Annotated in this window: 22 protein-coding genes and 1 pseudogene; 17 read left to right on the top strand and 6 right to left on the bottom strand. The window is 56.9% G+C overall.

Annotated features, from left to right (window positions below):
• The first annotated feature begins 3 nt into the window (after positions 1-3).
• Genes fliL through fliS form a run of 10 tightly spaced genes read left to right on the top strand, consistent with a single transcriptional unit; the run spans position 4 to position 6,820 of the window.
• Positions 4-609: a flagellar basal body-associated protein FliL gene (gene fliL, locus ACEW72_RS03700; protein WP_373475031.1), complete on the top strand. Its 606-nt coding sequence runs from the start codon at positions 4-6 to the stop codon at positions 607-609.
• A 17-nt stretch (positions 610-626) separates the two neighbouring features.
• Positions 627-1,484 (top strand): FliM/FliN family flagellar motor switch protein, encoded by an 858-nt coding sequence (locus ACEW72_RS03695; RefSeq protein ID WP_373475030.1) that lies wholly within the window; start codon positions 627-629, stop codon positions 1,482-1,484.
• Positions 1,481-1,807, top strand: a complete 327-nt coding sequence (gene fliN / locus ACEW72_RS03690; RefSeq protein WP_373475029.1) for a flagellar motor switch protein FliN — start codon at positions 1,481-1,483, stop codon at positions 1,805-1,807. Before ACEW72_RS03695 ends, fliN begins: the two co-directional genes overlap by 4 nt.
• The gene (locus tag ACEW72_RS03685) at positions 1,804-2,076 is read left to right on the top strand and encodes a FliO/MopB family protein (RefSeq protein ID WP_373475028.1); all 273 of its coding nucleotides are present in this window, start codon (positions 1,804-1,806) and stop codon (positions 2,074-2,076) included. Before fliN ends, ACEW72_RS03685 begins: the two co-directional genes overlap by 4 nt.
• Complete coding sequence (fliP, locus tag ACEW72_RS03680) at positions 2,069-2,821, top strand: flagellar type III secretion system pore protein FliP (protein ID WP_373475027.1); 753 nt, start codon at positions 2,069-2,071, stop codon at positions 2,819-2,821. Before ACEW72_RS03685 ends, fliP begins: the two co-directional genes overlap by 8 nt.
• 4 nt (positions 2,822-2,825) lie before the next feature.
• The gene (gene fliQ, locus ACEW72_RS03675; protein ID WP_373475026.1) at positions 2,826-3,095 is read left to right on the top strand and encodes a flagellar biosynthesis protein FliQ; all 270 of its coding nucleotides are present in this window, start codon (positions 2,826-2,828) and stop codon (positions 3,093-3,095) included.
• Complete coding sequence (gene fliR / locus ACEW72_RS03670) at positions 3,092-3,877, top strand: flagellar biosynthetic protein FliR (protein WP_373475025.1); 786 nt, start codon at positions 3,092-3,094, stop codon at positions 3,875-3,877. The genes fliQ and fliR overlap by 4 nt, the downstream gene beginning before the upstream one ends.
• Positions 3,870-5,009, top strand: a complete 1,140-nt coding sequence (locus tag ACEW72_RS03665; RefSeq protein ID WP_373475024.1) for a flagellar biosynthesis protein FlhB — start codon at positions 3,870-3,872, stop codon at positions 5,007-5,009. The genes fliR and ACEW72_RS03665 overlap by 8 nt, the downstream gene beginning before the upstream one ends.
• Before the next feature lie 45 nt (positions 5,010-5,054).
• Positions 5,055-6,419 carry a flagellar filament capping protein FliD gene (fliD, locus tag ACEW72_RS03660; RefSeq protein WP_373475023.1) on the top strand — a complete coding sequence of 455 codons (1,365 nt, stop codon included), beginning with the start codon at positions 5,055-5,057 and terminating at the stop codon, positions 6,417-6,419.
• On the top strand, positions 6,419-6,820 hold the full coding sequence (gene fliS, locus ACEW72_RS03655) for a flagellar export chaperone FliS (RefSeq protein ID WP_373475022.1): 402 nt from the start codon (positions 6,419-6,421) through the stop codon (positions 6,818-6,820). The genes fliD and fliS overlap by 1 nt, the downstream gene beginning before the upstream one ends.
• Here the strand turns inward: fliS and ACEW72_RS03650 are convergent.
• A complete protein-coding gene (locus ACEW72_RS03650; protein WP_373475021.1) occupies positions 6,817-7,614 on the bottom strand; it encodes an MJ0042-type zinc finger domain-containing protein in 798 nt (265 codons plus the stop codon). The two genes, fliS and ACEW72_RS03650, sit on opposite strands and share 4 nt — an antisense overlap.
• A 278-nt stretch (positions 7,615-7,892) precedes the next feature.
• On the opposite strand from ACEW72_RS03650, the gene ftsE reads away from it, so the two are divergent.
• From ftsE to ACEW72_RS03630, 4 genes are read left to right on the top strand one after another with little or no spacing between them, the layout of a single operon-like run.
• A complete protein-coding gene (ftsE, locus tag ACEW72_RS03645) occupies positions 7,893-8,606 on the top strand; it encodes a cell division ATP-binding protein FtsE (RefSeq protein WP_373475020.1) in 714 nt (237 codons plus the stop codon).
• Positions 8,607-8,615: 9 nt separating this feature from the next.
• Positions 8,616-9,512, top strand: a complete 897-nt coding sequence (locus ACEW72_RS03640; RefSeq protein WP_373475019.1) for a cell division protein FtsX — start codon at positions 8,616-8,618, stop codon at positions 9,510-9,512.
• Positions 9,509-10,039 (top strand): YdcF family protein, encoded by a 531-nt coding sequence (locus tag ACEW72_RS03635; RefSeq protein ID WP_373475018.1) that lies wholly within the window; start codon positions 9,509-9,511, stop codon positions 10,037-10,039. The genes ACEW72_RS03640 and ACEW72_RS03635 overlap by 4 nt, the downstream gene beginning before the upstream one ends.
• Position 10,040: 1 nt before the next feature.
• Positions 10,041-10,730, top strand: coding sequence for a lysophospholipid acyltransferase family protein (locus tag ACEW72_RS03630; RefSeq protein WP_373475017.1), 690 nt, complete (start codon positions 10,041-10,043; stop codon positions 10,728-10,730).
• Positions 10,731-10,765: 35 nt separating this feature from the next.
• Here ACEW72_RS03630 and ACEW72_RS03625 read toward each other — a convergent pair whose 3' ends face one another.
• Together ACEW72_RS03625 and hisC are read right to left on the bottom strand one after the other, a co-directional pair.
• A complete protein-coding gene (locus tag ACEW72_RS03625) occupies positions 10,766-11,671 on the bottom strand; it encodes a prephenate/arogenate dehydrogenase family protein (protein ID WP_373475016.1) in 906 nt (301 codons plus the stop codon).
• Positions 11,671-12,768 (bottom strand): histidinol-phosphate transaminase, encoded by a 1,098-nt coding sequence (hisC, locus tag ACEW72_RS03620; RefSeq protein WP_373475015.1) that lies wholly within the window; start codon positions 12,766-12,768, stop codon positions 11,671-11,673. Before hisC ends, ACEW72_RS03625 begins: the two co-directional genes overlap by 1 nt.
• Positions 12,769-12,980: 212 nt before the next feature.
• On the opposite strand from hisC, the gene ACEW72_RS03615 reads away from it, so the two are divergent.
• Positions 12,981-13,646 (top strand): PilZ domain-containing protein, encoded by a 666-nt coding sequence (locus ACEW72_RS03615; protein ID WP_373475014.1) that lies wholly within the window; start codon positions 12,981-12,983, stop codon positions 13,644-13,646.
• A 78-nt stretch (positions 13,647-13,724) separates the two neighbouring features.
• On the opposite strand, the gene ACEW72_RS03610 is transcribed toward ACEW72_RS03615, so the two are convergent.
• The 3 genes from ACEW72_RS03610 to ACEW72_RS03600 are packed head-to-tail and all read right to left on the bottom strand — an operon-like array spanning position 13,725 to position 17,179.
• A complete protein-coding gene (locus ACEW72_RS03610) occupies positions 13,725-15,194 on the bottom strand; it encodes a wax ester/triacylglycerol synthase family O-acyltransferase (protein ID WP_373475013.1) in 1,470 nt (489 codons plus the stop codon).
• Between the two features lie 60 nt (positions 15,195-15,254).
• Positions 15,255-16,181: a DMT family transporter gene (locus ACEW72_RS03605; protein ID WP_373475012.1), complete on the bottom strand. Its 927-nt coding sequence runs from the start codon at positions 16,179-16,181 to the stop codon at positions 15,255-15,257.
• Positions 16,178-17,179 (bottom strand): low specificity L-threonine aldolase, encoded by a 1,002-nt coding sequence (locus ACEW72_RS03600; protein WP_373475011.1) that lies wholly within the window; start codon positions 17,177-17,179, stop codon positions 16,178-16,180. Before ACEW72_RS03600 ends, ACEW72_RS03605 begins: the two co-directional genes overlap by 4 nt.
• 458 nt (positions 17,180-17,637) lie before the next feature.
• On the opposite strand from ACEW72_RS03600, the gene ACEW72_RS03595 reads away from it, so the two are divergent.
• Entirely contained in the window at positions 17,638-19,878 is a 2,241-nt protein-coding gene (locus ACEW72_RS03595; RefSeq protein ID WP_373475010.1) for an autotransporter assembly complex family protein, read from the top strand.
• Positions 19,878-22,643 (top strand): annotated as a pseudogene (locus tag ACEW72_RS03590) (hypothetical protein); the annotation flags it as partial. The gene ACEW72_RS03595 and the pseudogene ACEW72_RS03590, both read left to right, overlap by 1 nt.

The following is a 22,643-nucleotide window of genomic DNA, read 5'->3' as shown; positions in this document are numbered from 1 at the left end:
CACATGACCAAGATCAAAGAAAAACCTGAAGGCAAAGGCGGCAAAAACAAAAAAATGCTTTTGATCGGCGTAGGTGCAACCCTGTTGACTGCAGGTGGTGCCGCAGGAGGTATGTATCTGTCAGGCGGCGTCACCGGTAAAGAAGCCAAAGAGGACCCGCACCGACCAAAATTGGTCGAACGCAGCGAAGAACCTGCTGAACCACCGGCCGAAGGAGAAGAAGGCAAGGTCGTTCATAAAGAAGGCACCGTGTCGGTTAAAAATGACAAGGTGAAAGTCGATCCGAAAAAATTTGAAGTAACCTATGTCGCACTTGAGCAGAGCTTTACCGCCAACCTTGCTGATGGCGCCGGCTTTGTCCAACTGGGTATCAGCCTGGCCACTTATTATGACAGCAAGGTTGTAGCGAATGTAGAGCGTCAGGCGGTACCCATTCGGTCCGCTGTGCTGATGGTCCTCTCGCAACAGGACGCCGCGGTTCTTTCTACGCCACAAGGCAAGCAGATGCTGCAACGCGATTTGACGCGTTCTATAAACGATGTTCTTCGCCAGAAAGAAGGCTTTGGCGGCATTGACAATGTGTATTTCACCAACCTGGTGATCCAGTGACGGCGGTATCACCCCAAATGATGCAGCTGACCAGGAATGCAAATGATGCGGCCGAACTTAACCAGCTCGAGCCGTTGGCGCAGCGCATTGCCCAATCAATCCAAAGCCTGCTCGGAAGCTTTACCAAAGGCGCGTTCCAGATAACCACCGGAACAGCAAACGGTGCACGCTATCCTGAATGGCGGATCGCCCAAAACCCGTTTAGCGCGGTCTTTCGCTATGCGATGCCGAAGCGCGGCGAGGAATTGCTTGTCCATTTGCCCGGATCGCTCGTTTGCCAGATCGTCGACCTTTATTATGGCGGTAGTGGGACGGTGCAGGCCCGAAGCGAGTTTTCGGCGGCGGAAATGCGTTTCTTGTCAGGTTTTGGATCTCAGTTGGCCCCTTTGCTCAAGTCCCACATTGACCCAGATGAAGGTTCGCCATTTGAATATATCCGGGCTGAAACAGACTTGTTGCAAATGGCATGGCCGAAATCGCGCGAGGCGATCATCGTGCAATCCTTTTTTGCCGAGGGCGAAGCTATCAAGCCTTCTGCGGTCAGCCTTATTCTGACAACCGAAACCCTGCGCTTTCTTGACAACCGCCGGAGTGTTGAGGAGAATCAGGAAGCACCGACCGATGCCGCATGGAGCGAGCGTGTCCGCTCCGCTGCTATGCGCGTTAAATTTCCCTCACGTATCGTACTTACCCACTGCAACGTATCGTTTAGCAAAATGCTGACGCTGGCCCCCGGGGACATATTGCCGCTGCTGCTACCTGCACAGATACCGATGATCGTTGCAGGGCGTGTTTTCGCACGCGGATCACTTGGCGAAGCCAATGGCCGTGCCGCACTTATGATTGAGAAGATAGAAAAGGAAATGGACCAATGAGTGACATGACAGAAGCCCCCGATATGCGTTCCATCGCAGGCGGATCGCCAATGGGCGACAATATGGATTTGCTGGCAGGCATATCGTTACGGATTTCAGTTGAAGTGGGGTCGGCATCGCTCACCCTGTCCGAACTGCTTCGCTTGGGTGAAGGAAGCGTGGTCGAGCTTGACCGTCAGGCGAACGACTTTCTCGACATTTTCGCCAATGGAACGTTGATCGCCCGCGGTGAAATCGTCGATGTGGATGGCCGCTATGGCATACGCGTTGTCGATGTGGTTGCCGCCGATCGCCGCCTTGCAGGATTGGAGCGCCGGACATGATCGTCGAATATCTCCTCCGCCTTTTTCTTGTTGTTCCCCTTATCGGTGGCCTCGCTTGGGGTTCACTTTGGCTATGGAAACGGCTTCAACTTGGCTTACCGGTAAAACCGGAAAGCAACCGCCCGGTCCGGGTCATTGATGCCGTAACACTGGGGACCAACGGCAAGTTGCTGGTTGTCGAATTTAATGGCGACACAATTTTGCTCGGTGTCTCCCGCAACGGGATTAGCAGATTGGCATCGAACTTGCATAATGAGATGCATGCGTAGATTCATAACCTTCATCATCATCGGCTTCGCGCTCTTCGCGAACGATCCAGCTTACGCCACATCGACAGGTGCAGGCATCGAAAAAGCACTGCAAACCGTCTCCGGAGACGGTCGCCCGCTGTCTTTATCGCTGCAAATATTGCTTTTCATGGGACTATTGACGGTTTTACCGTCGCTTATCCTGATGATGACGAGCTTCACCCGGATCATCATCGTCCTGTCAATTTTGCGACAGGCGTTGGGATTACAACAAACGCCGCCCAATCAGGTGTTGGTCGGGCTTGCGCTTTTCCTCAGTATTTTTGTCATGCAGCCAGTCTTCACGACAATAAATACCCAAGCGCTGGAACCATATGGCCGCGATGAAGTGACATTTGAGCAAGCGCTCTCGACTTCGGCCACGGCCATGCATGGGTTTATGATCAAACAGACACGCAAGTCGGATCTGGCGCTGTTCAGTGGCATCGCCAAAGCGGGTAAGTTCGCCAAACCGGCGGATGTCCCCTTTTCAATCCTGCTGCCCGCCTTTGTGACCAGCGAATTGAAAACGGCATTCCAGATAGGCTTCATGATATTTTTGCCTTTCCTGATTATCGACTTGATTGTCGCGTCCGCCCTGATGTCACTGGGTATGGTGATGCTGTCGCCCACTATCATCTCAATGCCGTTCAAACTCTTGCTATTCGTGCTGGTCGATGGATGGGCACTGACCATGGGGTCGCTTGCAAGTTCATTTGTGAGCTAGTGCGATGGATCAGGACTATTTCATCGGTGTGGCGCAACAGGCGCTCTGGATGCTGGCCCTTGGTTCGGCTCCAATTCTGATTCCAGCTCTAATCGCGGGCGTCGTGCTGGGAATGGTGCAGGCGGCTACATCAATCAATGAACAGACATTGAGCTTTGTTCCCAAGCTGATCGTGGTTTCCATTGCTCTGGCGATATTCGGCTCCAGTATCATGATATTACTGGCCGATTTTACCAAAGATATTTTTGCACAAATTCCCTTGCTGGTCCGATGATTCCGGCCGGCCTCGAAAATGTTGAACAGCAGCTTCTGATCTGGATGCTGGCAATGATACGTCCAGGGGCAGCGTTTCTTGCAGCGCCCATGTTCGGGGCGGGGGCGGTGCCGGTCCAGTTGCGTCTTGTGCTGGCATTAGCAGTCGGCATTCCCTCTGCGGCAGCGGTTAATATGGCGCTACCTGCGGCGGGGATTGTCTCGATACCAGGCTTTCTGATGATCGTTTCCGAAGTGATTACCGGCCTGGCGCTTGGCTTTGTAATACAGATTGCCTTTGCCGCCGCGCTGGTTGCGGGTGAAGCGATCAGTAATGCGATGGGCTTGGGCTTCGCATCCATGGCGGATCCCGCCAGCGGTCAGGCAAGCCCCGCCGTCGGACAATTTCTATCGATGCTTGCGATGTTTCTTTTTTTGGCGGCCGATGGCCACCTCGCGCTGGTGGCGATTATTGCCGAAAGCTATCAGGCATTGCCCCCCGGCCAATCTTGGATCTCTTATTCTGCGATCGGCGGGATAGCCAAATTTGGCGGGCTCGCATTTTCTGCCGGATTAAGCATCGCCCTTCCGGTTGGGTTTGCACTGATACTCGTCCAGATCATCATGGCGATGATTGCCAGGTCGGCGCCCACACTCAACCTGTTCGCCGTTGGAATGCCTGCCGCCCTGCTTGCAGGGGTTATCCTGCTGGGAATTGCGACCCCGGTGATGGCGGACACCATCAGTCACACCATCCGCATGGCGCTCGACCAGGCCCAGTTGTTGGGAGGCGGCGGTGGCTGATACCCCGGAAAAGGACCAGCAAACCGAGGCCCCCACCCAAAAGCGCAAGGACGATGCGTTAAAGGAAGGTGATGTTCTAGCTTCGAAAGAGCTGGCAACGTTTGTAATGATGGCAGCCGGAGCCGCTTGGATGGTTGGGCTTGGCGGATGGTTTTTCACGGCCAGCAAAGGCTTGCTGAAAAGCGGTTTGTCCCTCGATTTGACCGACCCGGATCGCTTTGAACCACTCGACGCATTGGCCGCACCACTTGGCAATATTGCAATTCCCTTTCTGGGGCTACTTTTGCTCAGTATCCTTGCCGCACTGGCCGCGCCTGCGATGCTGGGGTCACTTGGGATGCGGGCAAAAGCAATGGCGTTCAAAGGAAGCCGGATCAACCCGCTGGCTGGACTGAAACGCATTTTCGGAATGCAGGGAATAATTGAGCTTTTCAAGGCCACCGCCAAAGTCGTCGCGCTCGGCTATGCAGGTTATTGGGTCATGGCGAGCGATATAGCCAACATGCCGGGCCTTGCCGCGACCCATCCCGCGGCTGCGGTCGAAATGCTTGGCGACAAGTTGGTCCTGACGATCATAGTCTTGACCGTGGGACTTGCCCTGATCGCTGGAATCGACGTTCCAGTCCAATGGCTGCGCCGCAACCAAAAGCTACGCATGTCGAAGCAGCAGCTGAAAGAAGAAATGCGCCAAAGCGACGGCGCGCCCGAACTCAAACAAGCCCAGCGCGCCCGTCAACAGGAAATGGCGATGTCATCGGCGCGTAAAGGAATGGCCGAAGCCAGCGTTGTGCTAACTAACCCTACACACTTCGCCGTCGCCCTTCGCTATCGCCCGGGACTTGATATTGCACCAATCGTTGTCGCCCGCGGTCGTGGTGAAGTGGCGCAGGCGATTAAGGCATTGGCCAAGGAAAATCAGGTGCCCACATTGGAATACCCGCAATTGACACGCGCCATTTACTTCACCACGCGCACCGGTCGGGTAGTCTCCGAAGACCTGTTTGTCGCCGTAGCGGCCATATTGGCGTTCGTATTCCGCCTGGAAAGCTCGTTGGCCAATGACCTTGTCCGGCCCGTTGTCGAAGTGCCGCCATCCAAGCGCTTTGACGCAGATGGGCGACCAATGGCCTAAATTTGATCGACGAACAGCCGTATTGAACTGCGAAGGATATCGATAATGCTGAATAACATTGCAAACAGCCTCGGCTTTGGTTCCGGCATTGATACTGCGGCACTGGTCAGTGACTTGGCCGCAGCGTCGCGTGCACCCAAGGTTCAACGTTTCGAAGCACTATCACGCGCCACGCAGGCTAAAATCAGCGCGTTGGCTCAGGCGCGTAGTGACCTAGACACTTTTGCCGATTCGCTCGCGGATCTCTCATCAGGTGGCACATTGCGGAGCCAACCCGTTACCTCGGACGACACCGCTATTGCAGTGACCGCGAACGCGGGTACGTTATTGGGTGCTTATGCCGGCGAAATGGTCGTCAGCAGCCTTGCACGGGCACAGACGAACTACACGGGTTACATAACCTCCGCCACAGATCCCGTGGGACAGGGTGGCATGACCCTGACGGTTGGCACGACCACATTTGCCGTGACCGTGGATGCAACGAATGACAGCCTGAACGGGCTGGCCAATGCCATCAACGCTACGGGAAGTGGTGTCCGCGCCAGTGTCATCAATGATGCGGGCAGCTTTCGCCTTGTCCTGAAGGGTGAAAGCGGCGCAGCCAAGGCATTTACCCTGACGGCTGATGCCGGAGCCGCCCCGGGCCTCGCGCAATTTGCCAGTGCTGCAATGACACAGGGCCAATCGGCCAGTGATGCAAGCTTTACGGTCGATGGCGTGGCCTACAGCCGGGCAACCAACAACTTTAACGATGTCGTCCCCGGACTAACTATAACCTTGAAAAAGGCAGATCCATTGGCGACGATTACCATCGGTGCAACACGGCCAACAGATGTTTTGAAGCAAACGTTGAATGACTTTGTTTCGGTGTTCAATACCCTGAAACGGGACACAGCAGCGGCACGATTAGCGAACAACGGCAACCCCGCTTTGCGCGCTTTTGAGCGGCAATTGAGCGCATTTATTTCCCAACCGTTGACGAGCGACGCCAATATCAAGTCGCTATCGGATGTTGGCATTTCGACCAATAGGGACGGAACGATCTCGGTGAACAGTGCAAAGCTGGAAACGGCTCTTCGCGATTTTCCCGATGCGGTCGAAGCGATTTTTAACCCTCCGCGTGATGGCGTCAGAACGGAAGCCACTGACCCTGGTATAACATTTGCCCTTGATGCATTGCGTGACGCCGCAGTTGCGACGACTGGCCCGCTCGAACAGGTTCGCGCAGCATTACAGCGGGAAACCGAGAATATTGCTAAAAATCGGGAGCGAATGGAAACACGCGAGGATGCTTATCGGACGCGACTGGAACGGCAATATGCCGGAATGGACGCCCGAATCGCCGCCTTGAGGGCAACACAAAGCTATCTGGAGCAACAGATCACGCTTTGGAATAACAGCGATAACTAATGATGATGCAACCCCGAACCCACCCAGCTATCGCTAGCCAGCATTACCGTATGCTCGAACTGAAAAGTCGTGTTGAAAGTGCAAGTCCGCATGGGCTCGTTGGTCTGCTTTACGAAGAGTTGATCCGTTCACTCGATCTAGCGCTTTTTGCGGCGCGCAAGGGGCAAGCCCTTATAGGCAACACCCATCTGGTAAAGGCCGGGTCGATATTGGTCGCGCTTGAAGGCAGTATTGATTTTGACGCTGGCGGCGATCTCGCCACGACATTGGCGCGCGTTTACGGTGCATGTCGTAAAGGATTAAATGACGCCGCCAAGTCCGGTGATGAACAAAAATTGGCTGAAGTCAGGGACGCTATCGGCGACATTTTCTACGCCTGGCAGGCACTGCAGCCCGGTTAAAGCACCCAACCAACGGTAATTTGAGCGGCAGCTTGCGGGACATCAAGACGTGCCTCGCTGAAATCGACCTTGTCACCGGGTGCCAACGATCGCACTCTCGCTCTCATTTTCCAGCTATAAACCGGACGTCCACCGGCATCTTTCAAGGTCACGAGCATTTCCGGTACACGCTGGGCGCGGCTTGTCGGATTGACGATGCTGCCACTCGCGATGAAAAACGGTGTTCCGTCTTCGCGCTCGTTCAATTCCAGATTTTCGTTGAGGACGATCTGCAAATCGGGTTCCGCGCCCGCCAAGCCGAGGTCCATCCCAATATTAGGAGCCCCATAATACCACACGCCACCGCCTACCGCAGTGACGAGCAAAGCAAAGGCGATGGCCGCTATCGTCCAAAGCTTTGCTGGGTTGCGACGCGGCCGAAACGGAGGCTCATGGGCAAAATGACTGTGTTGCTCCGGTGATTCAAAGTAAGCTGAACCAGCAGTTGTGGACGCGACCGGAGCATCTTCATCGAACCGGGGGAAGCTTGACCCCGGCGACTCTTCAGGAGAATTTGAAGCAGATTCGAACTGTTCCGCGACCGGGCTGGCGTCGATAACCGGCGGCGGTTCGTCGGTGACGGCTGGGGCAATCGCGGGCGCAATGACCTGCGGCGCAGGCGGGATTGGCGGCATAACGCCTTCCTGAAACCAGCTATGCTTGCAATTCGCACAGCGAACCTGACGGCCATCCATGCCAATGGCTGTGTCCGGAACGACATATCGGGTACGACAGGAAGGGCAAACCAACAGCATTGCGTTCCCATAAACATGAGCCGCAACCGACTTGCAACCCCGCTGTCACAAAATACTGTGGACGGCAGTGTTGAATTATCGAAAGAATGATGTCGATTTTTGTTCGCGCATGCGAATTTTGTACTTCTGATAAGACCGAACTTTGGTCAATCTTGTCAACGAAGCAATGGACAAAATTGATCAAATCCGTAGGACAGTTTTATGGCCGTGAACCAAATGCATATGAACGACGATCGCTTCTGCACTTTCGACTGCCTCGCTTGTGTGAACGCCAACTAATGCAGAGCGTCGTCGAATTTGATAATGTCGGGCTGAGATACGGGACCGGCGCGGAAACGCTGACGGATTTAAGCTTCACTTTGTATCCGGGCAGTTTCTACTTTCTAACCGGAGCATCGGGCGCGGGAAAGACATCGCTGCTGAAATTATTATATCTGGCCCATCGGCCGAGCCGGGGCGCGATCCGGATGTTCGGGCACGACGCAATCACCTTGCCGCGAGACCGTTTGCCGGGCTTTCGCCGCAGGATAGGGGTGGTTTTCCAAGATTTCCGTCTTGTGCAGCATTTGTCCACATTCGACAATATTGCTCTACCGCTTCGTATCGCCGGAATTCTGGAAAAAGATCTTCTAAGCCCTGTGACGGAAATGCTCGACTGGATAGGGCTGACAGAACGGGCTGATGCGCGCCCTGCAACCCTGTCAGGTGGCGAGCAACAGCGCGTCGCAATCGCCCGCGCCGTTATAGGGCGGCCGGAAATGCTGGTTGCTGATGAGCCCACCGGCAATGTGGACCCCGAAATGGCGCGACGGTTGCTACAGTTGTTTGAGGCACTGAACAGGCTGGGTACAACGGTTATTGTCGCGACACACGACATCCACTTGTTACAAGAAATCGAAGGCGCGCAAATGATGCGGCTCGACAAGGGACGCTTGTCCGATCCGACGGGATCTCTTCGACATCCGCCACGACCGTTGGTTCTGAAGAACTAGGCAACGGCCATGCTGCTTGATTTCGCCTTGCCCGCACATGACCGCAAATTGATACCGGAAGGTCGCCTTTCCGGACAGACGCCTTGGGTAATTGCAATCATGCTTTTCCTCACTTTGCTTGTTGCAGCAGTCGGGCTTAGTCTGTTCGATGCAGTTCAAAAAGGCGGTGAAGACCTTGCACAACAGGCAACCTTGCAAATCATCGAACCCGACCCGGTGGCCCGCGCGGCGCAGAAAGTTGAGGTAAGCCGGATATTGCGGGATGTTGCCGGCATTGCAGAGGTTAATCCGGTTCCGGATGGCGATGTCCGCAACCTTTTAAAGCCCTGGCTTGGAAACGATGTCATCGATACCGACATACCGGTACCTGCGTTAATTGATATCCGTTTCAAAAAAGCGCCCGACGACGCGACGCTAAACGCTTTGAAAGCGCGTGCCCAAAAAATGGCTCCTAAAATCCGGCTGGATTCGCACAGCAGTTGGATGGCTCCATTTTTTCAACTTATGGCATCACTCATCTATCTTGCCGTAGCAATTTTCATATTGTTGTTGATCGCGACATCGGCGGTCGTAATACTCGCCGTACGCAGCACGCTCAACACCCATCGCGCGACAATCGAGATCATGCACATGATGGGCGGGACAGACCTGCAAGCTGCCCGACTGTTTCAACGCCGCGTGGCACTCGATGCGCTGCTGGGCGGTGTGATCGGTTTTGGTGCTGCTGCGGGCGTCATATTAACGCTCGGCGGACGGATCGCAGCGGTGGAGCCTGGTTTGCTTGCCGGTGCATCTTTACCCGTTTATGGTTGGGTCGCGTTGGCGATTATTCCGCTTGCCGTGACCGGCCTCGCTATGCTTATGGCCCGATGGACGGTGGTATCTGCACTCAAGAAGATGTTATGATTAGACGGATTTTGTCCTTTGTGCTGCTTGCATGGGTATTGGGTTTTGCCTGGTTTGCAATATTGTTGCCGCAGCCGGCGGTCATTTCAAAGACGGATGCCATCGTCGTTCTGACAGGTGGCCCAAACCGCATCGACCGTGGCCTTGAAATCCTGAAAGCAGGCCAATCCAGCAAGATGTTGATTTCCGGTGTAGATCGCGATGTGAAACCGCGTGAACTGGCCGCGCAATATGCCGGATCTTCACGCTATTTCAAATGCTGCATTGATTTGGGTTTCCAATCAGTAGACACCCGATCGAACGCTTTGGAAACCGCCCGCTGGGCAAAGCGTAACAAGGTCAAAACATTACGGCTCGTCACCCATGACTGGCATATGCGCCGTGCGAGGTTTGAACTCGACCGCGCCTTGGCAGACGATATTATCGTGACCAATGATGCCGTGGCATCGCAGCCATCGCTGAACGCTTTGTTCAAGGAATATAACAAATATTGGTTGCGTGCGGTCGCTTCTCTTTTGGGAATTTGATGTGATTGCCGCAGTTAGGACTATATTGTTCACAGTCATATTCTTTGGTGGTTCCCTATTTCACGCCGTGGCAGCTTTCATCGGCAGCCTTGCTTCGCCCAAATTGATGCACTGGGCCGTTGGTGGTTGGGCGAGATACCAGCATTTTTGCGCCAAATGGATATTAGGCATAGATGTCCAGATTATGGGAAACATGACGGATCGGCCCGTTCTCTACGCCATCAAGCATGAAAGCATGTACGAAACCATCGACATGCCTCGCGTTTTTCGCAGGCCCTCGGTTGTGGCCAAACGGCAATTGTTCAATATCCCCTTTTGGGGAAAAGCGGCACTCGCATATGGCATGATTCCGGTGGATCGCGACGGCGGCGCGTCGGCACTTCGTGATATGTTGGCGCGGTCGAAATCCTTGCTAGCGGATGGAAGGCCTATCATTATTTTCCCCGAAGGAACCCGCGTAATGCATGGGGAATGCCCCGCATTGCAGTCGGGCTTCGCCGGCCTTTACAAGATGATGAACGTCCCGGTGGTGCCGGTCGCCGTGGACAGTGGAAAGCTGATGCCCAGAAACCATTGGATAAGGCGACCGGGTGTAATCACGTACAAGGTAGGTGAAGAAATTCCCGCAGGCTTGCCCCGCGCCGAGGTCGAGGCCCGGGTCCATAGCGCGATGAACGCCCTGAACGACTAAAATGGCAAATTCCAACGCAGGCCTAAGGTCAGGCCTTAGTGTTTGCGTCCAAAATCGGGCGCATCGTCATCCTGGCCCTGTTCGACAATTGATCGGCGAATGTCGCGGGTGCGCGTGAACAAAGCCTCCAGCTCATCGCCTTTGTCATAACGGATCGCGCGTTGCAGCGCCGACAGATCTTCCGAAAAGCGTTGCAGCATTTCCAGCACTGCGTCCTTGTTCGACAGAAAAACGTCGCGCCACATGACAGGGTCGCTGGCCGCGATGCGGGTAAAGTCGCGGAAACCACCCGCCGAATATTTGATAACTTCGCTTTGTGTGACGCCCTGCAGATCATCCGCCGTGCCCACGATGGTATAGGCGATCAGGTGAGGAAGGTGGCTTGTAATAGCGAGAACCATGTCATGATGCCGTGCATCCATAATCTCGATTTCTGCGCCCAGCCTTTGCCAAAATGTCCGCAACGCCTCCACGGACGCTTCTGGCGCGTCTTCAGGGGGCGTCAATATGCACCACCGGCCTTGGAAAAGCGTGGCAAAGCCCGCATCCGGACCGCTTTTTTCGGTGCCGGCAACAGGATGTGCTGGAATGATTGTCGCGCCAGGCAAAACGGCCATTAACGCATCCGCCACGCTTTGCTTACACGACCCCACATCACTGACGACTGCTCCGGCGGGAAGATCGGCGGCGAATTCTTCTGCAACCGCGCCCATGGCACCAACCGGTACACATAATATTACCAGATCGGCATCGATAACGGCCGCGCCTGCTGCATCTGTGACATCATCACAAATGCCCAGCGCAGTGGCGCGCGCGCGCACTTCTGAATCAGCATCGTGGCCAGTGATCCGAACAGCAGGCATATTCGCCTTTACCGCCCTTGCAACGGAAGATCCGATTAGACCAAGGCCAATGATCGTCAGGCGGGCAAAAGGCAGCATCAGCTATGCGATTCCAATATCGTCCGCAGCGCATCGACCACGCCATGATTTTCATCCTCGGTGCCAATGGTAATCCGCAAACCATTGCCGAGGCCCTGCCCGGGCAACCAGCGAACAATATAGCCGGCGTCCATAAGCCCGTTATACGCGGTTTCAGCACTGACACCGCCTTCAAACATCACCATCAGGAAATTCGCCCAGGACGGAACCGATTTCAGGCCATGGTTAGACAAAGCGGCAATCTCGCCCGCCATCCATTCACGTCCTATGCGGTTATATTCACGGCTTTTTCTGACAAATTCGGTATCTGCCAACGCCGCAATCGCAGCCGCCTGCCCCGCTGCCGTTACATTGAACGGAGCACGGATGCGGTTCATCGTTTCGATCAAATGCGGCTGGCCATAAGCCCAGCCAATCCGCTCCGCCGCCAGCCCGTAAATTTTTGAAAAAGTACGGGTGATCAGGACATTGCCATGACGTCGGGCAAGGTCAAACGATGCCGGACCATCATTATCCAGATATTCGCCATATGCCTGATCTAGCACCAACAAGCAGTGCGCTGGCAATCCGGCGTGCAAGCGGGCGATATCGTCATCACTTGCATATGTTCCGGTTGGATTGTTCGGATTGGCCACAAATACCACCCGGGTTTTGTCATTTACCAACGCCAATAGTGCGTTAACGTCCGTACCATAATCCTTGTCCGGGGCGACAACCACCGTCGCAGCGCATTTACGCGCGGCGATATCGTAAACGGAAAAGCCATAGCGGACATAAATAATCTCGTCGCCTGCCCCGGCATAGCCCATTGCGGCCAAATTTAGCAGTTCATCGGACCCGGTGCCGCAAACAAGCTGGTCGCTTTCAAGCCCATAATGCCTCCCCAATGCTTCGCGCAATGCGGTGCTGGCAGGATCGGGATAACGCGCCAAACTTGTTCTAGCGTCCACCAGCGCGGCAGTGGCATCAGCACTGCACCCCAACGGGTTTTCATTGGCTGACAATTTGATAAGCACGCGGCCATCATCAGACTTGGCTTTACCGGGGGTGTAGGCGTGGATGGCATTGATCCACGGTTTGGCTTCGGGTTGGTTCATGCGCGCCGCCATAGACGGGAGAAGAAATGCAATCAACCGGTGGCCGCTTAAAGGAGCGGATCCAACGCAAATATGGCGATAAGTTGATCTAGAAGTGCGCGATTGCGCGCCGATACTAAACAAATCGCATATCATGTCGTTAACCATATATGTCTGGAATCCGCCTTCATTTCGTTGACGTGCCAGCACTTTATGTTTGATGGGGTGATATCATGCAAATCGCTGTGACAGAAAATACCGTTGCCGAACTTGTCGAAAGACGATCCAGCGAGCGTCACGTTGCCGTCATGCTTATCGCTAAATTTTCTTCCGGGCCTGTGCAATCGATCTGCCGGATACGAAATATTTCTTCAATGGGTGCGCGTGTCGAAACGAATTTAGCATTACAGATCGGCCAGCGTATGTCGCTGGAACTAAGATCGGATTTGCAAATGACCGGTCGAATAATGTGGATAAAAGACGGCAATGCGGGCGTTCAATTCGATGTCGCTATTGATGTTGCCAAGTTTCTGTCGCGTTCCGAAAGCAAGATCGACCGGATCAAGGCGCGGGCACCACGCTACCAATGCTTCGCCAATGTCGTCATCGTAACCGATGGCGGTTGCTTTTCCTGTAACATGGCGGACATTGCCTTGTCAGGCGCCGGACTGGCGGATATCCCTGCTCGGGCAAAATTGCGTTCCGGTCATATATTGAGAATAATAGCTGACGGTATATCGGCCCATCACGCCACGATCGCATGGGTGGACGGCGACCGGGCCGGAATCAAATTCCGGCATCCCTTGCGATATACCGACTTACAAGAATGGTTACTAGATTTTGCGAGTCCAAACATGGAAATGGGTGACCCCATATCAATAGTCCGTCACGTACATTGATCTAGGTTCAGAGAAATTTGAAAAATTAAAATGGCCGCATTGGAAAGCGCAGGTTTTTTCCTAACGGCATTGCCATCTCTATTTCGCCTTTGCTTTTCCTTTTTTGGCTGCTTTGGCGACCGCTTTCTTCTCGCTGAAATCCGCATCGCGTAGCGCTTCGAAGGATCGTTGCAATGCAGCGGCATATTCCGATGGATCAGGCATTATGGACCGGTCGCTGGTGAAGGAAATGGCGATTTCAGGACCATAACTGTAAATGGTGTTGATAAGCCCCATGCCGTCAAAAACCGGCCCAAGACCCATCATCCTGACAAGCTTCGCGCCCGCGAAGTAAAGCGGCACGCGCGGGCCAGGGACATTGGTGGCAACACAGTTGAAAGCTGGCGAATGCAGGTTCGCAACCCCCAACCGGGTATAGAGCCGTGCACCCAGTCCGGCGAGCGCGGCGGGCATGAACTGGCTGTAATCGGTCAGCGTCCGCGCGCCCACGGCGTTGGTCATTGCCTTGCTATTCTTCACTTCCTTATGGATATAGCGAAGCCGTTCCGCGGGGTCGGCGATATGGGTGCCCAACTGCACCATCATGGCCGATACGAGATTGCCGAGCGATTCCTTCTCGCCTTCCGCCCGCACTGATATCGGTGCCATGGCCGTCAAGCTTGACTTGGGTAAAGCATCGCGGCCCGTCAGATAATCACGCAGCGCGCCGCCAATAACGGCAAGGATAACATCATTGACGGTTGCCCCTTCAATGCGATCCTTGATGGCGCGGATGTCGGCAAGGGCATAGACGACACCGTCAAACGCCCGATGGGGGCCGACTTTGCCGTTAAAGATCGTTTGCGGTGCCATACGGGCTGATTTCAGCGACACATCGCCGCCCGCAATTTCCTTGGTCAGCCGAGCAATGCCGGGAACCGTATTCGCCACGGTCTTGGCAAATTTCACTGGCTGGGTCACCGAATTGAACCATGTCCGCATCAGCATTTCGCCTAGCTTCGGTTCGCTTTCCGGCTTCCAGCTGGACGGCGGCGCTTCAGGCACTTCCATGGGTTCCAGATCATGCACCGCGGCGCTCAGCTCCACGCCCGACATGCCATCAATCGCCGCATGGTGGACCTTGGACACTAGCGCAAAGCTGCCTTTGGGAATGCCGGGAATATTGTCGAGCCCCTCGACAATGTTGAATTCCCAAAGCGGCTTGGTCAGGTCCATGCCCCGCGCATGCAGGCGCGCGACCTGGATACACAATTGCCGCCAGTCGCCCGGTTGCGGCAGGGCGATGTGCCGAACATGATATTCAAGGTCGAAATTCGCATCCTCCACCCAATAAGGATGGTCGAGGTCAAACGGCACCCGCACCAGTTTCTGCCGGAAACTGCGCGCCTTGTCCAAGCGGCCTTCGATATGCCGCAGGATATCCTTGAAGCGGACGAAACCGCCCGGAGCCGTGGAAGGGTCGTAAATCGCGACAGACCCGATATGCATCGGCGTGTTCGGCGTATCCAGATAGACGAAACTCGCGTCTTGCCCGCTTAGTTGCTCCATAGCCCTCTCCTGCCTTATTTTGCAGCGAAGCTATCGCGATTCTATTGCGAAGGCGAGTCCTTAAGCTTTGCGTGTCTGCATCGCGACGACGAGCCCGATCAGCGCTAATCCGGCGCCCGCAAAGGCCAGTAATGACCATGTATATCCTTCAAAAGCGGTCGACAGTAGCATCGCAATGACCGGAATCAAAACGCCCGTATAGGCCGCCTTGCCGGGACCAATGTCGCGGATCAGTCGGAAATAAAGCGGGAAGGTGAGCACGGTGCCGATAATACCGAGATAGAGCACGCCAACCAGATAAGCCGGGCGCGGATCGATTACCGGCGGACCGGATACGATGAACGCGATGATGGCGTTGATAATCGTGCCGCAGAGCATCGACCAGGCCAATATGGTCACGGTCGGAAAGCGGGCGATGCGGGGTGTCACCTGCAGCACATTGGAAATTGAGGCAAAGCCCACGGCTGCGATGGTGAACGACAGCCCGATGAGCACCTCCATTCCGCCCACCGGCGCGACGCGATATTCGCGCAGCATCAACAAACCGACACCCGCTGTCGCAATGACCGACCCTATAATGAAGGGCGTCCCGATCTGGCGTCCAAGCCACCATTTGCCGAGCAATGCATTGGGGATGATCAGCAGCGCGAAGATCACCGCGACCAGACCCGAGGTAATGTGATGCTCCGCCAGATAGACGAAGTTGAAATTCAGCGAAAACTGCACCAGCCCCAGAAAAGCGGCCCAGCCCATAAACTCCCGGTCAACGCGCAACGGCTGCCGCATCACCAGCGCCAACAGAAACATGCCCGTTGCCGCCACGGCAAAACGGTAGGTCACCGACCAGCTTGATGGGACGACGCTCAATTGGTCCCGGATCACGAACCAGGTCGATCCCCAGATCAGTGACACCACCAGAAAGGGGATGAGCACGCGCGGCGTCAGCAGCCCGGGTTCGGCAATGGGTTCGGGGTCGGATCGGCTCACAAGGTGGCAATCGCGCGGGCGAGCGGCGCGATATCGTCCTCTGTGTGGTGCCAACTGGTCACCAGACGCGCTGCGCCTTCGCCCCAATCGTAAAAATCAAAACCCTGGCCCCGCAATGCGGCAGCTTCAACCGCGGTCAGGCGAATGAAAATCTCATTGGCTTCGACTGGATAAAGCAAACGGCCTTGCGCCGCTTCGGCAATAATGGCTGCTGCCGCATTGGCCGCACCGGCATTGGCAAGCCATAGATCATCGTCCAGCATCGCCAGCAACTGCACCGCGAGAAACCGGCCCTTGGATTGCAAATGCCCGGCGCGTTTACGGCGATAGCGCGCGGCGTCCGCATGGGCGGGGTCGAAATAGACCAGAGCCTCGGCCCCCATGCCGCCATTTTTGGCAAATCCGAAACTCAGCACATCGACGCCTGCGCGCACGGTAACCTCGGCAGGGTGGCAGCCGAGCGATGCAATGGCGTTCCCGAAGCGCGCGCCATCCATATGGAAGCCGATTTTGTGAGTGCGGCACAATTCACCCAAAGCGGCGACTTCAGCAGGGCGGTAAGTCAGGCCATATTCGGTGGCATTGGTAATCGACAGCGCAGCTGCCTGCACCTGATGGACGTCGTTCCGGATCGTCCCCAGAAAATCGCCGACCGCCTGCGGCGTGACCTTCGCGCCTTCGCCCTCGACCAGCATCAACTTTGCCCCGCCGGTGTAAAATCCGGGCGCGCCGCATTCGTCGACCTCGATATGCGCCTCGCGGTGGCAGATGATGCCCTGATGCGACTGGCACAAGGATGTCAGCGCCAGGCAATTGGCCGCGGTGCCGGTGGCCACCCACAGCACGGCAACTTCGCAGCCGAAGGTTTCGGCAAAACGGGCATCCAACTGCGCGCTCCAGCGGTCGCCATCATAGGCGGTGTCGATCTGGTTTGCATCGGCAATGGCTTGCATCACCTTGGGGTGAACCGGAGCCGCATTGTCAGAGAAAAAACGCATGTTTCGCGCAAGAAAGGAAATGCGCACCGGCGTCAAGCGGTTAGCGTGGTGGTGCGCGCATTCGCGCCAGTCTGTGGGCTGTAAGGTTGGGATTTTTTGGCTCACACGAAGACACAAAGTCGCAAAGGGAAGTGAAAAGGAGCGAAGCACCTGTCAAAGCCACCACCCTTCGACTGATCGCAGGCTAATGATGATGGCTGCGCCTTGTTTCCTTATTCTTTGTGCCTTTGTGTCTTTGCGTGAGATACCCCCTCTCCCCTTCAGGGGAGAGGATACGAAGCCTTGGCCGCAAGGCCTAGGCGCAGTTGGAGAGGGGCAGCGACGGTGAGGTCGCCCTCCAATCACCGCAATCCGCACGATGGCACACCGTTCGCGGTTGCATCTCTTTTTTGCCAGGCTATCGAAAGCACAGGGAGCCTTTTTGGATTTCGTGCGTTTGAGTGGCTGGAGATGCGTTTTTGATCCGATCCCTAGTTCTGTTGCACCTCGCTTTTGCAACGACCCCCGTGCTTGCCCAGAATGCGGCAGGCGCGGCTGAAGCTGTTGAATCTGCGCCTCCACCTGCCACCGAAGAGCGCGACACGCCTATCATCAGCGACGAAGAATTCGACGCAGCCATCCCCAGCCTCGACGGTAAACCGCTCGAATCGGTAGAAGAATGGCAGCGCGAGCAAGATGCGCGGGACGAGACGGGCGCGAGCGAGGACGCCCGCCAACAGACACAGCAAACCGCAGAAGAGTCGGCTAACCCGGCCCTGCGCGACGGGGATGCGGTGGAAATCCTGAGCGACCCGCCGGTGGTCGACCCGTTGCTGGACGAGCCTCTGCCATCTATCGATGGGTTCGACGCAGAACCCCCGCCGCAACCGACGCAATCGGCGGAGAATGAAAATAGCCAGTCGGTGCGCTATGTTGTCAAAATCAACGGCCTCGATCCAGCTGCCAGCGCCGACATCGCGGTGGATGCCGACGGGAATATTTACCGGACCAGTCTGCGCCGTTATTACGACCTGTCGGCGCTGGGTCGAGATGGCGGGCGGGCCGATACCCGTGCCGTGGTCAGCCAGCGCGCGCGCGCCGACCGGCAGTTGCTGCTCGATATCCTGACCAGCGAAGGTTTTTACGACGCCACCGTCCGCGTGGCGACCGAGCGGACCAACGCCGCGGCAACGGAAGGCAATGGGCCTTCTGCGGCAGAACCGCTCAATGTTACCCTGAATGTCGTGCCCGGACGGCGCTATTATCTCGGTGAAATCCGGTTCGAAACCAAAGCCGTCGAGCCCGCCGACCTGATCACCAGCAATTTCGTGCCTAAAAGCGGGGATCCGATTGTCGCCGATACGATCTTGGCCGCCGAAGCCAATATTTCGATCAAGCTGCCTGAAAATGGCTATCCCTTCGCAACGGTTGGGCAGCGGGACATATTGCTCGATAGCGAAAGCGGGCTGGGGGATTACACCCTGCCGGTCGATCCCGGCGCGCGCAGCGTGTTCGGGCAGATCAAGAGCGAGGGCAAGGAAGCCTTCGATGCCGAACATGTCGCGATATTGCGGCGGTTCAAGACAGGCGATCTTTACGACAGCCGCAAGGTCGATGATCTGCGTGCGGCGTTGGTCGCGACCGGATTGCTCTCAACGGTGTCGGTCGAACCTGTACCCGGCGAAGGCACGGCACCCGACGGCACGTCTTATGCCGATTTGCATGTCCGGCAAGAGGCGGGTCCAGCACGTACCTTGGCGATCAGCGCCGGTTATGGCACCGGCCAAGGCCCACGGGTCGAAGGAAGCTGGACGCATCGCAACCTGTTCCCGCCGGAAGGGTCGCTGACCGCGGCGGGCGTGCTGGGAACGCAGGAACAGGCGGCAAGCGTTGCCTTTTCCCGCGCCAATGCCGGAAGACGCGACCGTACGTTTGAAATGTCCTTGTCGGCATTGCACAGCAATTATGACGCGTTTGAAGCCTACACCGGACGGATCGCCGCCTTTTACAGCTATGCCTCGACACCGATCTGGCAAAAGAAATTCACATGGTCGGCGGGCCTCGAAATATTGGCGACATCGGAAGACCAATTTGACATCCGGCGCGGGCTGCGCGACCGGCGTATCTATTATGTGGCGGCGCTGCCCGGGCAGGTCGGTTTCGACCGCTCCGACAATTTGCTGAACCCGACCAGAGGGTATCGCCTGAACTTGCGCTTGTCGCCTGAAGCAGCCCTGGGTGGCGGGAAACGGATTTACGCCCGCGCCATTCTCGACGGTTCCTATTATTTTTCGCCAACTGAAAATCTGGTGCTTGCGGCGCGCGGGCGCGTCGGCACCATCAGCGGAACGGGGCGGGATGATCTGGCTCCGTCGCGGCGCTATTATGGCGGCGGCGGCGGATCGGTGCGTGGCTTTGGCTATCAGCAACTGGGGCCGAAGGACCTGAATGGTGACCCCATTGGCGGGCGCAGCATGAACGAAGCCGCGCTGGAGGCACGCTACCGCTTTGGCAATTTCGGTGTCGCGGGCTTTGTCGATGCCGGGCAGGTCTATGAAAGCAGCATTCCCAAATTTGACGACTGGCGCTTCGGCGTTGGCATAGGCGGGCGTTTCTATACCAATTTCGGGCCGGTCCGGCTTGACCTTGCGACGCCGCTGAACCGGAAACAGGGTGAATCCAAGATCAGCGTTTACGTCTCGATCGGGCAGGCATTTTGATGCTGGGGCGGCGCATCGCAATTGGTGGAGCCGCAGTATTGGGCGTTCTGCTGGCCGTGCTTTTTGGCGCTTATATCTGGTTGGATACGCAGTCCGGCCGGTCGTTTGTCGCGCGGCAGGTTGCAGGCGTTGCGCTCGAAAACGGGCTGAACATCCGGATCGGGCAGATTGACGGATCGATTTATGGCGGTGCGGTGCTGCGCGATGTGCAGTTTCGCGACCCCAAGGGTGCTTTTGCACGCGCTCCGGAAATCCGGCTCGACTGGAACCCCTTCGCCTATCTGACGGGGGTCGTGGACGTCGATTCACTGACCGCGCCTCAGCTGAATGTGGCGCGGATGCCGGCGTTCAATGTCGTGCCGGACCGGGGTGATCCGTTGCTGCCTGATCTGGATATCCAGATCGACCGGTTAAAGGTTGATCGCATTGTTTTTGCTAAAGCGATTACGGGCGAAGAACAGGTCGCGTCCTTTGACGGCAAGGCGCGCATCGCGGACCGGCGCGCCGTGGTGACGGCAACCGCGGGGTCTGCAAAAGGGGACCGGCTGGCGTTGAAACTGGATGCGGTGCCGGACGATAACCGCTTTGATGTCGATCTGAAGATTGACGCGCCGGCCAAGGGGCTGGTTGCCGGGTTGATGGGGCGCGATGCGCCCATGCAAGCCGCTCTGACCGGGCAGGGAAGCTGGCAGAAATGGGATGGCCGCCTGACCGCGCGCATGGGTGAGCAATCCGTCGCGGATGTTGCGCTGACCGCGCGGGATGGGACCTTTACCGCCAAGGGTGAGACGGCCCCGGCCAAGGTCATGGCGGATAGCTTGATTGTACGCGGCCTGTCGCCTGTCGCCTTCGTCGACTTGACCGCGACCTTTTCAAAGCGCGTCGCCGACATAAAGGGCAGCGTCCGTTCGGCCGCTGCTGTGCTCGGGGCAAGTGGGCAGATCGATATGGGACAAGGGCGGTTTGACGATCTGGCGCTCGATATCCAGTTGTTGCGCCCCGGCATAATCGGGAGCAATGTCAGCGGCACAAATGTCCGGGGGAAAGCCCTGTTAAACGGCGCCTTTGCCGAGCCGATTATCGCGTATTCCGCGACCGCGACGCGGCTTGCCTTTGACCGGACGACTTTCGAAGATGTGCGTGGGACCGGTGAGGCACAGGGCCAGCCGGACCGCTTTGTCATTCCCGTCAACGCCGTCGCGCGGCGCGTGACCGGCATCAACCAGATTGCGGGCGGGCTGCTGACCAATGTCAAAATGAACGGCGATATCGCCATCGCCAACGGGCGTCTGCTGTCCGACAATATGAAAATCCGGTCCGACCGGATCAACGCCACCGCGCTTCTTGTCGGAGATATTGGCAAGGGTTTCTACACTGGTGCGCTCAATGGCAAGGTGGACGGGTTTGAGGTCAGCTCAGTCGGGCTGTTCAACGTGGTTGCCGACGTCGATCTCGAAACCACCTTGGGGCGCGGCTATGCGCTGGTGGGGACGGTGAAAGCACGGTCGACCAAATTGTTCAGCGCGGGCGTGCAGAAATTCCTCGGCGGGCAGATGTTCGTTGACGCGGGCATCCGTTACGGCACCGATGGTGTCCTGCGCATCACGCGGGCCAGCGTCGTCGCGCCGCAATTCCGGCTGAACAGCGGCAACGGCACCTATGTGACCGAGGGCGGCCGCGTTGTCTTTAACGGGGCTGGCTATTCCAATCAATATGGCCCTGTCGCGGTGCAGCTTACCGGAACGTTCGATCGCCCCGTCGCCCGCGTCACCGCGTCGCGGCCGGGCTTCGGCGTGGGTCTGTCTAATGTCGTCGGGCTCGTGACGCGCAGTGCGAAGGGCTATGCGATCACGCTGACGGGAGCGACCGATTATGGCCCGATCAGCGGCGATATCGACGTGCTGTCGGGCGATGGGCCGCTTACCATCGATATCTTGCGCGGCGATTTTGCAGGCATTGGTTTGACCGGCCGGGTGCAGCAGGCGGTCTCGGGGCCGTTTCAGGGAACGCTTAGCGGCGTGGGCGCTGGCTTTGACGGCACCATCGCCCTGTCGGCACAGGGCCAGTATCAGCGCGCCGTGGTCGATGCGATCGCAACCAACGCCGAACTGACCGGCGGGGAGCAGAAACTCGCCATCGGGCGCGGGATCATCAAGGCCGACATTACCCTTTTCGACAGCCCGCAGATAATCGCCGATGTGCAGCTTCAAAACGCAGTGCTAAACGACATCGAACTGGCGGCGGCGCGGGCGAAGGTGGACTATCGCGGCGGCACCGGCACCGCGAAGATCCTCGCCGAAGGACGCAGCCAGGTACCCTTCCGCATCGCCGCCAACGCCGACCTGACGCCCGAACTGTGGCGCATCGCGGCGAAGGGCCGGGCCAACAGCATCGATTTCTCCACCGAAGGTCCGCTGCGCATCGTGCCCAAGGGCCGCGAATATGAGATCAAGCTGTCGACCATCCGCGTCGCCAATGGTACATTGAAGCTTGCGGGCAGCTATTGCGACGGGCTGGAGCTGCAATCGCGGCTCGACAATGTGAACATCGCGGTGATCAATCCCTTCCTGCCCGGCCTCGGCATTCGTGGCCGCGCGACGGGCAGCATCGATTGGTCGCAAGCCTCCTTCGCCGCCTTCCCGCGCGCCGATGCGCGGCTGGAAATCAAACGCTTGGTCCGCAGCAATCTCGGTTCCCGGTCGCAGCCGGTGGACATCAACCTTGTCGGCCGCCTGCTGCCCGACGGCGGCAATGCCCGGGCGATC

Origin of the sequence: Sphingorhabdus sp. (assembly GCF_041737645.1) — a bacterium.
Classification (GTDB): Bacteria; Pseudomonadota; Alphaproteobacteria; order Sphingomonadales; family Sphingomonadaceae; genus Sphingorhabdus_B.
The sequence above is the reverse complement of the archived record's forward strand: the minus strand, read 5'-3'. Positions and strand labels throughout refer to the sequence as shown.